This is a genomic window from Pseudoduganella sp. (genome assembly GCF_041914865.1).
Classification (GTDB): domain Bacteria; phylum Pseudomonadota; class Gammaproteobacteria; order Burkholderiales; family Burkholderiaceae_D; genus Rugamonas.
Genome location: NZ_JAYSCO010000014.1, coordinates 1 through 13,264 on the forward strand (window position 1 = coordinate 1; position 13,264 = coordinate 13,264).

At 62.1% G+C, this 13,264-nt stretch carries 17 protein-coding genes; 14 read left to right on the plus strand and 3 right to left on the minus strand.

The features are described 5' to 3' along the window. The 9 genes from nuoL to ACE3TQ_RS09035 all read left to right on the plus strand — a co-directional run. Positions 1-1,512: NADH-quinone oxidoreductase subunit L (gene nuoL, locus ACE3TQ_RS08995; RefSeq protein ID WP_374581761.1), on the plus strand; the 1,512-nt coding region annotated here is incomplete at its 5' end. Positions 1,513-1,536: 24 nt separating this feature from the next. After that, positions 1,537-3,048 (plus strand): NADH-quinone oxidoreductase subunit M, encoded by a 1,512-nt coding sequence (locus ACE3TQ_RS09000; protein WP_374581762.1) that lies wholly within the window; start codon positions 1,537-1,539, stop codon positions 3,046-3,048. 22 nt (positions 3,049-3,070) lie between these two features. Continuing rightward, the gene (gene nuoN / locus ACE3TQ_RS09005) at positions 3,071-4,555 is read left to right on the plus strand and encodes an NADH-quinone oxidoreductase subunit NuoN (protein ID WP_374581763.1); all 1,485 of its coding nucleotides are present in this window, start codon (positions 3,071-3,073) and stop codon (positions 4,553-4,555) included. An 11-nt stretch (positions 4,556-4,566) separates the two neighbouring features. Next, complete coding sequence (locus ACE3TQ_RS09010; protein ID WP_374581764.1) at positions 4,567-4,869, plus strand: DUF2818 family protein; 303 nt, start codon at positions 4,567-4,569, stop codon at positions 4,867-4,869. A gap of 200 nt (positions 4,870-5,069) precedes the next feature. Next, a complete protein-coding gene (locus ACE3TQ_RS09015; RefSeq protein ID WP_374581765.1) occupies positions 5,070-5,627 on the plus strand; it encodes an NUDIX domain-containing protein in 558 nt (185 codons plus the stop codon). A 4-nt stretch (positions 5,628-5,631) separates the two neighbouring features. After that, the gene (locus ACE3TQ_RS09020) at positions 5,632-6,339 is read left to right on the plus strand and encodes a hypothetical protein (protein ID WP_374581766.1); all 708 of its coding nucleotides are present in this window, start codon (positions 5,632-5,634) and stop codon (positions 6,337-6,339) included. Continuing rightward, entirely contained in the window at positions 6,336-7,019 is a 684-nt protein-coding gene (gene ispD / locus ACE3TQ_RS09025; RefSeq protein ID WP_374581767.1) for a 2-C-methyl-D-erythritol 4-phosphate cytidylyltransferase, read from the plus strand. Before ACE3TQ_RS09020 ends, ispD begins: the two co-directional genes overlap by 4 nt. Then, positions 7,016-7,513: a 2-C-methyl-D-erythritol 2,4-cyclodiphosphate synthase gene (gene ispF / locus ACE3TQ_RS09030; RefSeq protein WP_374581768.1), complete on the plus strand. Its 498-nt coding sequence runs from the start codon at positions 7,016-7,018 to the stop codon at positions 7,511-7,513. Before ispD ends, ispF begins: the two co-directional genes overlap by 4 nt. A gap of 3 nt (positions 7,514-7,516) precedes the next feature. Next, positions 7,517-8,482 carry a cupin-like domain-containing protein gene (locus ACE3TQ_RS09035; RefSeq protein WP_374581769.1) on the plus strand — a complete coding sequence of 322 codons (966 nt, stop codon included), beginning with the start codon at positions 7,517-7,519 and terminating at the stop codon, positions 8,480-8,482. An 18-nt stretch (positions 8,483-8,500) separates the two neighbouring features. On the opposite strand, the gene ACE3TQ_RS09040 is transcribed toward ACE3TQ_RS09035, so the two are convergent. Further along, positions 8,501-8,761 carry a hypothetical protein gene (locus ACE3TQ_RS09040; protein ID WP_374581870.1) on the minus strand — a complete coding sequence of 87 codons (261 nt, stop codon included), beginning with the start codon at positions 8,759-8,761 and terminating at the stop codon, positions 8,501-8,503. Next, a complete protein-coding gene (locus ACE3TQ_RS09045) occupies positions 8,697-8,969 on the minus strand; it encodes a BrnT family toxin (RefSeq protein ID WP_374581770.1) in 273 nt (90 codons plus the stop codon). Before ACE3TQ_RS09045 ends, ACE3TQ_RS09040 begins: the two co-directional genes overlap by 65 nt. A gap of 109 nt (positions 8,970-9,078) precedes the next feature. On the opposite strand from ACE3TQ_RS09045, the gene ACE3TQ_RS09050 reads away from it, so the two are divergent. The 5 genes from ACE3TQ_RS09050 to ACE3TQ_RS09070 all read left to right on the plus strand — a co-directional run bounded on the left by ACE3TQ_RS09050 (position 9,079) and on the right by ACE3TQ_RS09070 (position 12,551). Continuing rightward, the gene (locus tag ACE3TQ_RS09050; protein WP_374581771.1) at positions 9,079-9,381 is read left to right on the plus strand and encodes a hypothetical protein; all 303 of its coding nucleotides are present in this window, start codon (positions 9,079-9,081) and stop codon (positions 9,379-9,381) included. A gap of 9 nt (positions 9,382-9,390) precedes the next feature. Beyond that, positions 9,391-10,272, plus strand: coding sequence for a hypothetical protein (locus ACE3TQ_RS09055; protein WP_374581772.1), 882 nt, complete (start codon positions 9,391-9,393; stop codon positions 10,270-10,272). Between the two features lie 14 nt (positions 10,273-10,286). Further along, positions 10,287-10,697 carry a VOC family protein gene (locus ACE3TQ_RS09060; protein ID WP_374581773.1) on the plus strand — a complete coding sequence of 137 codons (411 nt, stop codon included), beginning with the start codon at positions 10,287-10,289 and terminating at the stop codon, positions 10,695-10,697. A 30-nt stretch (positions 10,698-10,727) separates the two neighbouring features. Next, a complete protein-coding gene (locus ACE3TQ_RS09065) occupies positions 10,728-11,156 on the plus strand; it encodes a hypothetical protein (protein ID WP_374581774.1) in 429 nt (142 codons plus the stop codon). Positions 11,157-11,801: 645 nt separating this feature from the next. Then, positions 11,802-12,551: a hypothetical protein gene (locus ACE3TQ_RS09070; RefSeq protein ID WP_374581775.1), complete on the plus strand. Its 750-nt coding sequence runs from the start codon at positions 11,802-11,804 to the stop codon at positions 12,549-12,551. 12 nt (positions 12,552-12,563) lie between these two features. Here ACE3TQ_RS09070 and ACE3TQ_RS09075 read toward each other — a convergent pair whose 3' ends face one another. Next, on the minus strand, positions 12,564-13,232 hold the full coding sequence (locus ACE3TQ_RS09075) for a flagellar brake protein (protein ID WP_374581776.1): 669 nt from the start codon (positions 13,230-13,232) through the stop codon (positions 12,564-12,566). Positions 13,233-13,264: the final 32 nt, after the last annotated feature.

The window sequence follows — 13,264 nt, forward strand, 5'->3', positions numbered from 1 at the left end:
TTCCTGGTCAACCGTGTGGGCGACTTCGGCTTCATCCTGGGCATCGGCCTGATCCTGGCCTACACCGGCTCCATGGACTACCAGGAAGTGTTCGCCAAGAAGGAAGCGCTGATCAACGGCGTGCTGCCGGGCACCGACTGGGCCATCATCTCCGTGGCCTGTATCTGCCTGTTCATCGGCGCCATGGGCAAGTCGGCGCAGTTCCCGCTGCACGTCTGGCTGCCTGACTCGATGGAAGGCCCGACCCCGATCTCGGCACTGATCCACGCGGCGACCATGGTTACCGCCGGCATCTTCATGGTGACCCGCATGTCGCCGCTGTTCGAAATGTCGGACGCCGCGCTGTCGGTGATCCTGGTGGTCGGCTCGATCACCGCGCTGTTCATGGGCTTCATGGGCATCATCCAGAACGACATCAAGCGCGTGGTGGCTTACTCCACCCTGTCGCAGCTGGGCTACATGACCGTGGCGCTGGGCGCCTCGGCCTACTCGGTGGCCGTGTTCCACCTGATGACCCACGCCTTCTTCAAAGCGCTGCTGTTCCTCGGCGCCGGCGCCGTCATCATGGCGATGCACCACGACCAGGACATCCGCAATATGGGCGGCCTGAAGAAGTACCTGAAAGTGATCTGGATTACCTCGCTGCTGGGCTCCCTGGCGCTGATCGGTACCCCGTTCTTCTCCGGCTTCTACTCGAAAGACATGATCATCGAAGCAGTGCATGCCACCACCATTCCTGGTGCCGGCTTCGCTAACTTCGCTGTGCTGGCAGGCGTGTTCGTGACCGCGTTCTACTCCTTCCGCATGTACTTCATCGTATTCCACGGCCCGGAAAACTTCGGCAAGGAACACCACCACGAGCACGATTCGCACCACGCGGATGAAGGCGAAGAGGACGACCACGGCCACCACGGCCTGGCTCCGGGCGAGAAGCCGCATTCGCCAGGCCTGGTGGTGACCCTGCCGCTGATCCTGCTGGCCATCCCGTCCGTGCTGATCGGCGCGATCGCGATCAAGCCAATGCTGTTCGGCGACTTCTTCAAGGACGTGATCTACGTCGGCGAGAACCATGGCGCGATGGAAGCGCTGCGCCACCACTTCCACGACTGGCTGGGCATGGCGCTGCACTCGGTGCAGACCGCTCCGTTCTGGCTGGCGCTGTCCGGCGTGGCTGCGGCCTACTACTGCTATATGGTCAACCCGAAGGTGCCTGCCGCCTTCTACAAGGCCCTGAAGCCGCTGCACACCCTGCTGGACAACAAGTACTACATGGATAAGTTCAACGAGGCTGTCTTTGCCCGCGGCGCGCGCCTGCTGGGCGAGGGCCTGTGGGCGGCGGGCGACCGCGCCATCATCGACGGCCTGTTCGTGAACGGCTCGGCGAAGGTGGTGGGCTGGTTCTCCAGCATCACCCGCGTGCTGCAGACCGGTTACATCTATCACTACGCCTTCGTGATGATCCTCGGTATCCTGGGCTTCCTGGTGTACTTCCTGCCGTTTTGGCACGCTTAACAGCTGACGCAAAAGAGATAACAAATGCAGTCAACGATTAATACTCTACCTCCTTACCTCAGCCTCTCGATCTGGCTGCCGATCATCTTCGGCCTGATCGTGCTGGCCATCGGCCGCGACACGCGCGCCGGCCTGGTACGCGTGCTGTCGCTGGTCGGCGCCATCGTTTCGCTGGTGCCCACCATCCCGCTGTTCACGCAGTTCGACAAAGCGGCGCACGGCATGCAGTTCGTGGAAAAAGCGCCGTGGATCGAGCGCTTCAACATCTTCTACTCGCTGGGCGTCGACGGCCTGTCGATGTGGTTCATCCCGCTGACGGCCTTCATCACCATCATCGTGGTGATCTCGGCGTGGGAAGTGATCACCGAGCGCGTGGCGCAGTACATGGGCGCGTTCCTGATCCTGTCGGGCCTGATGATCGGCGTGTTCGCCGCCATGGACGGCCTGCTGTTCTACTTCTTCTTTGAAGCGACCCTGATCCCGATGTACATCATCATCGGCGTGTGGGGCGGCCAGAACCGCATTTACGCAGCGTTCAAGTTCTTCCTGTACACCTTCTTCGGCTCGCTGCTGACGCTGGTCGCTATCATCTACCTGTACAACAAGTCCGGTAGCTTCGATATCCTGGCCTGGCACAAGCTGCCGCTGTCGATGACCGAGCAGGGCCTGATCTTCTTCGCCTTCTTCATGGCCTTCGCCGTGAAGGTGCCGATGTTCCCGGTCCACACCTGGCTGCCGGACGTGCACGTGGAAGCGCCGACCGGCGGTTCCGCCGTGCTGGCCGCGATCATGCTGAAGCTGGGCGCCTACGGCTTCCTGCGCTTCTCGCTGCCGATCGCGCCTGACGCGTCGCGCGAGTACGCCTGGATCATCATCGGCCTGTCGCTGACCGCCGTGATCTACATCGGCCTGGTGGCCCTGGTGCAGAAAGACATGAAGAAACTGGTGGCGTATTCGTCCATCGCGCACATGGGCTTCGTGACCCTGGGCTTCTTCATGTTCAACGAGATGGCAGTGCAGGGCGGTATCGTGCAGATGGTGTCGCACGGCTTCATCTCCGGCGCCATGTTCCTGTGCATCGGCGTGCTGTACGACCGCATGCACTCGCGCCAGATCGCCGACTACGGTGGCGTCGTGAACAAGATGCCTAAGTTTGCCGCACTGTTCATCCTGTTCTCCATGGCTAACTGCGGCCTGCCAGCCACCTCCGGCTTCGTGGGCGAGTTCATGGTGATCCTGGGCGCCGTGCAGTTCAACTTCGTGACCGGTATCGCGGCGGCGACCGCCCTGATCTTCGGCGCGGCTTACTCCCTGTGGATGGCCAAGCGCGTGATCTTCGGCGCCGTCACCAACCCGCACGTGGAAGAACTGACCGACGTTAACAACCGCGAGTTCCTGATGCTGGGCATCCTGGCAATCGCCGTGCTGTACATGGGCCTGTACCCGGCTCCGTTCACCGACGTGATGCAAGTCTCCGTGGCCGACCTGCTGGCGCATGTCGCCCAGAGCAAGCTGCCAGCCGTTGTGGCCCCTTGATAGCAGATAGGACCAAGTTTTCATGAATACCTCTAACCTGATCCCGCTCTACGCAGAAGTCTTTCTGCTGATCGCCGCTTCGGCGATCCTGCTGATCGACATGTTCCTGGACCAGAGCAAACGTGCGATCACTTACACGCTGACGCTGGCGGCCCTGGTGGGCGCGGCCTTCTTCAGCTTCGCCGACTACAGCGCCGGCAGCACGGTGTACGCGTTCTCGAACATGTTCATCAACGACCCGATGGGCAACCTGCTCAAGCTGTTCTCCTACCTGACCATGGGCATGACCCTGGTGTATGCGCGCCAGTATTCGACTGACCGCGGCATGCTGGGCGGTAACCTGGGCGGCGAGTTCTACGTCCTGGCGCTGTTCTCCATGCTGGGCCAGATGGTGATGATCTCGGCCAACAACTTCCTGACCATCTACCTGGGCCTGGAACTGATGTCGCTGTCGCTGTACGCCCTGGTGGCCCTGCGCCGCGACGACGCGAAAGCGACCGAAGCTGCGATGAAGTACTTCATCCTGGGCGCGCTGGCATCGGGCTTCCTGCTGTACGGTATGTCCATGCTGTACGGCGCCACCGGCTCGCTGGAAATCGGCGAAATCGCCAAGAAGATCGGCTCCGGCACCGTTGACCGTTCGATCCTGACCTTCGGCCTGGTGTTCGTGGTGGCCGGCCTGGCCTTCAAGCTGGGCGCCGTGCCGTTCCACATGTGGGTACCGGACGTCTACCAGGGTTCGCCAACCGGCGTGACCCTGCTGCTGGGCGGCGCACCGAAGCTGGCGACCTTCGCCATCTGCGTGCGCCTGCTGGTGGAAGGCATGCTGCCGCTGGCGTTCGACTGGCAGAACATGCTGATGATCCTGGCCGTGCTGTCGCTGGCCATCGGCAACCTGACCGCGATCGCGCAGACCAACCTGAAGCGCATGCTGGCTTACTCCACCATCGCGCAGATGGGATTCGTGCTGCTTGGCCTGCTGGCCGGCGTGGTGGGCCAGTCGCAAGCCAATGGCAATGCCGCCTACTCGGCTGCCATGTACTACTCGATCACCTACGTGCTGACCACCGTCGGTACCTTCGGCCTGATCATGGTCCTGGCGCGCCAGGGCTTCGAGGCGGAAGAGATCAACGACTTCAAAGGCCTGTCCAAGCGCAGCCCGCTGTACGCCGCGCTGATGTCGGTGCTGCTGTTCTCGCTGGCCGGCGTGCCGCCGATGATGGGCTTCGCCGCCAAGTTCGCGGTGCTGCAAGCCGTGCTGCAAACCGGCGCCGTGTGGCTGACCGTGTTCGCCGTGATGTTCTCGCTGGTGGGCGCGTTCTACTACATCCGCATCGTGAAGGTCATGTGGTTCGACGAGCCGACCGACACCGCACCGCTGGCAGTCAACACCGACAAGGGCATTGTCCTGGCGCTGAACGGCCTGGCCGTTGTGGCATTGGGCATGATGCCGGACTCGCTGCTGCACGCCTGCTACCAGGCGATCGAAAAGACCCTGGCTTCCTGATCGCCTGATCGATGGACGTCAACGCATCATCCTGGCTGGTCATCCTGCTTGCAGTGGTGGCCGCCAACCTGCCTTTCCTGAACGAGAAGGTATTTGCCCTGGTTCCGCTGAAAGCCGCCAAGAAGCCATTCCTGGTGCGCATCGCGGAACTGGCGGTGCTGTATGTCGTCGTTGGCGGCATCGGCGTCGCCCTCGAATCCCGCATCGGCACCGCGTTTCCACAGAACTGGGAGTTCTACTGGGTCGCGGCGTTCGCCTTCCTGGTGTTTGCATTCCCTGGCTTCGTGGTACGCTACCTGCGTAAACACCACTAAAACCCGGTAGGGCGGGGTCTGACCCGCAGGGACTAGGCGTCCCCGTCATACCCCCAACGGTTTCGCAGCCGGTGGTCTTGGGTTGTGCGCTGTTGACCTTCTCAAAAAGTCAAAAGCCTTCACCCAACACCCCCGGCTCCGACCGGCCTGGGGTCTGACCCTTGGGTCAGACCCCGCCTTACCGGGTTTAAAAAAGAGACATGGACAAACACCTAAAAGAAACCCGAATAGACGGCGAACTCGCCTACGACGGCGGCTTCCTGAAAGTCCACCGCGACACGGTAGCCCTGCCGGACGGCAAGCACACCAAGCGCGAATACATCAAGCACCCCGGCGCCGTGGTCATCATCCCCGTGCTGGACGACGGCAAAGTCCTGCTGGAGCGCCAATACCGCTACCCCAACGACCGCGTGTTCATTGAACTCCCGGCCGGCAAGATCGACCCCGGTGAAGACCCGCTGGCCTGTGCCATCCGCGAGCTGGAAGAAGAAACCGGCTACACCGGCACCGACTGGCAATTCGTCGCCACCATCCACAACGCCATTGCCTACTCGGACGAGCACCTGGACATCTACCTGGCGCGCGGCCTGAGCGCCGGTGAAGTCAAGCTGGACGACGGCGAATTCATCGAAACCTTCACCGCCACGGTCGACGAAATGCTGGACTGGGTGCGCCATGGCCAGATCACCGACGTGAAAACCGTGATCGGCGCCTTCTGGCTCGACAAGCTGCGCGCCGGCGACTGGAAGCTGGACTGAGGCCATGAACGGCTTGCGTCTCCTGTTGCTGGTCCTCGCCATCGGCGCGGGCCAGGCGCAGGCAGCGCAGGCCAAGCGCACGCCGTTCCAGATCCGCTGCGAAGACACGATCAGCAAGACGGTCTCGGTGCTGTCGGCGCGGCAGAACGGCTATACGGTGAACACCCAGCTGTCGTACAAGCAGCTGTCGGCCATGAAAACCGACAAGATGCCGTCCAACGGTTTCGTGCTGGGCCTGACCCGCACCGAGTCGCGCGTGCAGATCGGCCTCGATGGCCCTATGCTGAGCGACCCGGCAAGCGGCTACGAATGCGTGGCGCCGCAGATCCGGGTGCAGCTGACCTATGCGCCGGTGCGCATCTATGTCGGCAACGAGTTCCCGCCCGGCAGCTGCGGCTACGCGGAAATCCTGTCGCATGAGCTGCGCCACATGAACGCCTATATGGACCACCTGCCCAAGGTCGAAGCCGTGGTGCGCGCGGCCCTGGCGCGGCGTTTCGAAGCCAAGCCGCTGTATGCCCCGGCCGGCACCGCGCGTTCGGCGCTGGCGCATGAAATCGACAGCGGCTGGATGCCGTATATCAAGGCCGAAATGGCCAAGGTGGAGCTGCAGCAGACGGCGATCGACTCGCCGGCCGAATACGCGCGGCTGAGCAAAGCCTGCAACGGCGAGATACAGAATATTTTAAGGAAGTCACGTAGCAAAAAATGAAGCGCTATTTCGCACTTATCCCAGCCGCCGGCGTCGGCGCGCGCATGGCGGCGGCCAGCCCCAAGCAGTACCTGCCGCTGAACGGCGTCCCCATGCTGCAGCACACGCTGGAGGCCTTCCGCCGCAGTGAGCTGATCGCCCACACCTACGTTGTGGTCAGCGCCGGCGACGGCTATATCGATTCGGTGACGCCGGAGCGCGGCGTGACCGTGCTGCGCTGCGGCGGCGCCACGCGCATGGACTCCATCCTGAACGGCTTGCGCGCCATGCGCGCAGACGTTGGCGACGACGATATGGTGCTGGTGCACGACGCCGCGCGCCCGGGCCTGACGCCGGCCCTGGTCGCGAAGCTGATTGCGGCGGTGGGCGAGCACGAAGGCGGCGGCCTGCTTGCGCTGCCGGTGGTGGACACGGTAAAGTCCACGCGCTCCGGCGCGGTGCAAACCACCCCGCGCGACGGCCTGTGGCTGGCGCAGACGCCGCAGATGTTTTCCTACGCGCTGCTGCTGCGCGCACTGGCGCTGGCGCCGGACCCGAACGCGATCACCGATGACGCCAGCGCGGTCGAGATGCTGGGCTTCTCGCCCAAACTGGTGGAAGGCCATCCGCGCAACCTGAAGGTGACGCTGCCGACCGATATCGCCATCGCAGAAATGTATTTAGGACAGGATTCAAAATGACGCAACTCCCATTCCGTATCGGCCAGGGCTACGACTCGCACCGCCTGGTGGAAGGCCGCAAGCTGATCCTCGGCGGGGTCGAGATCGCGCACGAGCGCGGCCTGCTGGGGCACTCGGATGCCGATGCGCTGCTGCATGCGATCACCGACGCCATCCTCGGCGCGGCGGCGCTGGGCGATATCGGCAAGCATTTCCCCGATACCGCTGAAGAATTCCGCGGCGCCGACTCGCGCGTGCTGCTGCGCGAAGCGGCCAAGCGCGTGCGCGCCACCGGCTACGATATCGGCAACGTCGACTGCACCATCATCGCCCAGCGGCCGAAGATGGCGCCGCACATCGCCAGCATGGCCGCCAACATCGCGGCCGACCTGGGCGTGCCGGTCGGCCACGTGAACGTGAAAGCCAAGACCAACGAGAAGCTCGGCTACCTGGGGCGCGAAGAAGGCATCAATGCCGAAGCCGTAGCGCTGCTGGTGCTGCGCCAGGGGGCGTAAGCCATGGCACTTCATCCGGCACCGGACGAGTTGCGGCACGCCGCCGGGTCTGAGGCCACCTCCGCAGCCACCGTTCCGGGAGCTGGCAAGCCTGGCGCGTCGCGCTTGCCGCCGCTGGAGGCCTCGCGCCTTGTGCCACCCGGTGGCGCCGAGGCGCTGGCTGCGAAGGCGGAGGCGCGTGCCCGGCGTGATGCCCAGGTGCGCGGCGTGGCCTCGATGGAGGAAATGCGCGCCGCGATCCGCGCCGCCAGCCGTACGCTGCCGGCGATCGATGCGGTGCCGCGCGTGCGCCCCATGAGCGCGACGGCCTTCCGTGCCCGTGCCAAGGAAGGTTTGCCGTTCCTGGTGCCCGGCGCCGTCGCGCGCTGGCCGATCTGCGCACTGCAGCCCGATGTGCTGCGTGAACGCTTCGGCGACGTCCACGTGCGCGCCCGCGTGGGCGACTACATCGGCACCGCCTTCGCGCCCGACCGCGCCATGCAGGACATGAGCATGCGCGAGTATCTCGACCTGGCGGCCGACACCGAAGGCTTGCCGCCATACCTGGGCAACCTGGAGTTGCGTGAGCTGAACAGCCTGTGCCACTGGCCGACGTACTTCGAGAAAATGGGGCCGCCGCGCTTCTGGATCGGGCCGGCCGGCACGGTGACGCCGCTGCACAGCGACTTTGACGACAACATCTTCGCGCAAGTGTGGGGCCGCAAACGCATCTTCCTCGCGCCGCCGCACCACGACGAGTTCCTGTACACGCGCGAAGCCAACCCGGTGCTGTTTGGCAGCCCCTTCGACCCGGAAGCGCCCGACTACGAACGCTACCCGCTGGCGCGGAAGGCTACTTTGCTGGAAGTGCTGGTCGAGCCGGGCGACATGCTGTACATCCCCGCCGGCTGGTACCACCAGGTACGCGCGCTGACTTTCTCGCTATCTTCCAACCGTTGGGCGCGCGGTTTGCCGTATGTGCTTTCGTGACAAAATACTTCTGATGTGTCACTTGGTTTTTCGGGGGCGGTTGATATACGCCAGTAATTGACGCTTGAATTCTTCAATCTCCGCAGCGGTTGCTGGCCGGCCTCGATATTTAACGATGCCACCGCCCCATTCACCAGGGAGAATTTCTGGATTGTCTTCGTCAAAGACAATGTCCTCGTCATCCATTGCGTGAACTCGCTCCCAATCTGTCATGTCACTGTAGCGATCGGAGGAATTCGCTGGCTTCTCGCCGGGTAGCTTTTCGAAGGGATATGACATGAATGTGTTCCTCGTCTCCTGTGTGAATGACTACGACAACCTCGCCATGAAGTAGTCCGACCGTCCTGAACCTACGCTCAGGATAAGAAAATCGTCGATCCTCGGTGGTATCCTCGTTTCCTTTGAAAACCTCCTCGACCCTCCCGAAGTCAAAGCCGTGTTTTCTCATATTGTTGACGCGTTTTTGCTCATTCCATGTGAATTTCATACTCAGTGTATGCCTTTCAAAAATGAGGTCAAGCAAGCGGGACGGGGGAGACTTATTGTCGGGTGTACCGTCCACACACGTGTTGAGGTGGATCAGGTAACATGCTGGGATGACAAGAGATCTGTTTGAGTACCGCGAGGTGGCGGTGGAGTCGCTGGAGGAGGGCGGGCGTGTGGTGGTGCGGCCGGTGAATGGGCAGGCGTTCAGCTCGGAGATGCGGGTCGAGTGCTCGCGGCAGCTGCGCGATACCAGCGTTTATCCGCTCGGCACCAGCTTCCTGGTGCTGGCCAAGATGACCGACCGCCTCGGCGGCGAGCCTTACCTGTATGTCTTCCACGGCGATCCGGTACAGGTGCTGGAGCCGGCGCAGCTGGACAAATTCCTGAACGACCGCCGCCGCTTGCGGATCTAGGAGAACGCATTGAAACTGGCCGCCTCCGTCGCATTGCTGTCGCTGCCTATGCTGGCCAGCGCGCAAACCGCCGACCCGCAGCCGGAAGAGCTGCTGCAACTGGCCTTCCCCAAATGGTCGGACGAGGAGGGCGGCCGCGTGGTCACGATCCCGACTAGCGCCGTGACGCGCGGCTGGGACACGCGGCAGGGCAAGCAGCGCAAGGTCTCCATCGTGCCGCGCCAGGTGGTGCGCGTGGCGCCAGACCGCTTGCTGCTGCTGGCTGCCATGACGCCCACCGGCGACGCAGGCGATCCACAGGTTTCGCACGGCACGCCGGTCGGCCTTGCCGCCTACACCTTCAAACCTGGCAAGGACGGCTGGAGCGTGACACGCCGCCAGGAACCGTTCGACCTGCAGGGCTTTGAGGGCCAGGCGCAGATGGACGTGGTGCCGCTGGCATCCGCCTCGCAGGCGCTGCATGTGCGCTGGGGAAGCTGCTGGCAAGGTCATTGCGTGGAAGTGTTCGCGCTGTACGCACTGGGCGCGGATGGCGTGCAAGCGCAGCCGCTTGTCCTGCAGAAAATCAAAGGCAGCAACGTCTATTCGCGTCCCGACTGCGTGGAGCGCCTGCGCGGCCTGCTGCCCGGCCTGACGACGCCGGACGGCGCGGACGAGCAGGTGCCGCCCGGGAGATGCTACGCCATTGAAGGACGCTGGGAGATCGCCCCCGCCACAGGCGGCGCCACTGCCACGCCGGGCGCGCTGACGCTGCGCTTCACCGGCGCCATGAGCAGCGCGAGCAAGCAGGCCAACGCACCCGCGCAACGCGTGGAGCAAACGATGAAATACGAATTCCGTGGCGGGCGTTACGTGCCCGTCTCCGGCAGCAACCCCGTTCCAGACGCATAAACCAGGAGACTACGTTGATCAAGATCCGCGAAATTGACCATATCGTATTGCGCGTCGTCGATGCCGACCGCATGATCCGCTTCTACACTGAAGTGCTGGGCTGCAGCATCGAACGGCGGCAGGACGAGATCGGCCTGATCCAGCTGCGCGCCGGCAGCTCGCTGGTGGACCTGGTGCCGGTCGATAAGAAGCTGGGCAAAATGGGCGGCGCGGCGCCGGGCAAGGAAGGCCGCAATGTCGACCACTTCTGCTTCCGCGTCGAGCCGTTCGACGAAGCCGCCATCCGCGCCCACCTGAGCGCGCACGACGTGGCCAACGGCCCGTCCGAATCGCGCTACGGCGCCGAAGGTGAGGGCCCCTCCATCTACGTCAACGACCCGGAAGGCAACACTGTCGAACTGCGCGGTGCGCCGTTTTCGTCCTGAGCCTCGTTGGGCGCAGAGAAAGTCCAGAACATGTCCGAACTAGAAAAACAAGTCCGTGAGAAGGCGAACCTGGCCGTCGCTCAATTTCAAGATCGCGCTGGCGACCGATTGAATTTTTCTGCCGAAAGCCTTTTGATGGTAGAAGAAATGCTCGACGAGGCGTCGCAATATATCGACCAAATGCCGCCGTCCGACATTTCAGCTCTAGTCCAATTGTTTGGATCATATTTGCTTGAGGTTGCTCGAACGGCGCATGGTGGCGAGTTCCTTTGGCATCAGGAACATGAACAGCCGGTTCTGGTTGTTGGCGAACCCAATCGGCATATTGCTATCATGGCGTTTCAAAAAATTCGAGGGCGCCTGAACGGCGACAAGGAGGACAATATTCCGTTCTTCTACCAAGGTTTTAACGAACGAGTTCAGTCTGCATTGCCGGGGACCCGCGCACTCTATGTGTAATCCAGATAATTGCTCAACCATTTTCTCCTTCGGACAGCTTATCGCTGCCGCAGAGCGGCGACGTGAGCCGAGATGACTCCGATCGTTGATACAGGGCTAGCTTCTCTTGCCATGCGCCTCCGCCAAGTGACTGAGCAAACGCCAGTCGTTTGCGCTGATTTGCTCCTGCCACTTTCGTACGAAATGCGGCTCCGATACGTTGAACGGTTTGAGTCTTCTCCTAGCTATCTGCTGCTTTGTGACCCTATAGAAGTTGATCCGAGGTTTGAGGCCATCATTGCGGCAGTCGAGGCCGAAGCAAAGGAATTGTTGGAATCCGGAGGGTTGGGCGATGGGCGACGTGGACGTGCAGGACGAATGTGGGGCTGGATGCAGCGTGAGCTTTTGAGCCGTCATGGTATCGCTTGGAAGACACCTATAGAAATGACTCCAGGAGTGGTACTGGATTGATAATGGCGTCGCTGAACGCAAATCGTTCGAATTTAACTGAGTTGTGTGAGATATCCCTTGAATAGACCATCAGCATCTCTTTTATTTGCGGCCATGTTGTCCGTATCGTTGCCGGGCATCGCTTGTATTAATTCGGTTGGAACCAATTATCGTGGGCAGACGATCCATCCGCTAAGCCATACGGGGCAGGATCTGGTGCGCTACCTGACCAAGGCTGAGGACAATAAAGCGCTGGTTGAGTGGACCAATCACGTTGTTGCATCTGTACGGAAAGAGCCGTCTTTCGCGAACCTGATTGACCTGTCTGCAGTCCTGGTCCGGCATGGGCGGTTCACGGAGGCGGTCAAGCTCCTTCAATTCGTCGAACGAAAATACCCGGGCCGGTACGAAACCGCTTCCAATATTGGCACGGCATATGAGCTGATCGGACGGAATGAAGATGCCTTGAAATGGATCGTTGAAGGCGTCCAGCGAAATCCCGACAGCCACGTCGGCACCGAATGGCTGCACGTATTGATCCTGAAAGCGAAATTGGGCCAGCTCGCAGCGCCTCCCAAGGGGCAATCGTTCGTGAAACTCGATTTTGGAAACGATGCCATGCCCAGGCGGCCGGCGCGGCTACCCACGGGAAACCGCGGGGAACAGCTTTCCCTGTACGCGTTGGCCACCGCGCTTCGTTATCAATCCGTGGAACGGGCTCAATTTGTCGCGGCGCCCGACCCGATCGTAGCAGGCATGCTCCTTGACTGGGCAAACCTTGAGCTGCTGGCCGGGTCGGTCGAGTCGGCGGACGTGCTGTACGACGCAGCCTTGCGCTACGGGAGCAAAGAGAACAAGGTCATCGCTGCCCGCAAGGCGCTCGTGGCGCAGATCCTCAAGCAGGCAAAGAAGAATCCCGTGTTCCGGGACGGTCAGTGCGAGCTTTGCGAGCCGCCTCAAACGTGAGCGTCGCCCACGCTATTTCGCGCTTTGCAGGATTTGCTCCACAATGCTTTTGATCTCTCTCTCCAGGTCGGCCGGCAGGTTGATGAACTTGCAGCCGACGTGCACTTGCTCGCCCATCAGGAAGGAACGGTAGGCGCAAGTGAAGCGCACTTCAAGGTCGGCGACGTAGACATTATCTTCGCCTAACTCCAGTTGTACTTCGAGCAGCTTGCGGCCTTTGAGCAAGCCCTTGACGTCGGTCTTGGCCCCGCGCAGACCAATGCCGCCCAGCGACAGGTCGTACACCGCGACCTCGTGCGGGATCCCGTTCAAGACAAAGGTGGCCGAGAAATTAGCGCCCAGCGGTGCTTCGACCCGCTCGTGCGCGCGCCGGTTCAGGACTGTGCAGGTTTCCGGGAAGTCCATCGGGATTAGGTGCGGCTGGCCGGGCAGGGTGTTCCACTCCGGCTTCCCGAGGCGGAACTGCATCTTGGCGTTGCGCAGCACCATGACGAAGGTGATCTTCCCCGGCGGCAGGGCCGCGCCTTCGTTCAACTCCATCACGAAGTGCGGCTGCTCCGGGTCGACCGACAGGATGCGCCCAAGTATGGGCTCACGGCTGCCGCTGGCATACATCGAAATGGCGTCGCCATGTTCAGCGAGCAGGGTCAAGGCATCGCCGATTTCGTCTTCCCCCGTCATTTCGTACGACCCGGCAGCGGCCAGGAACGGGG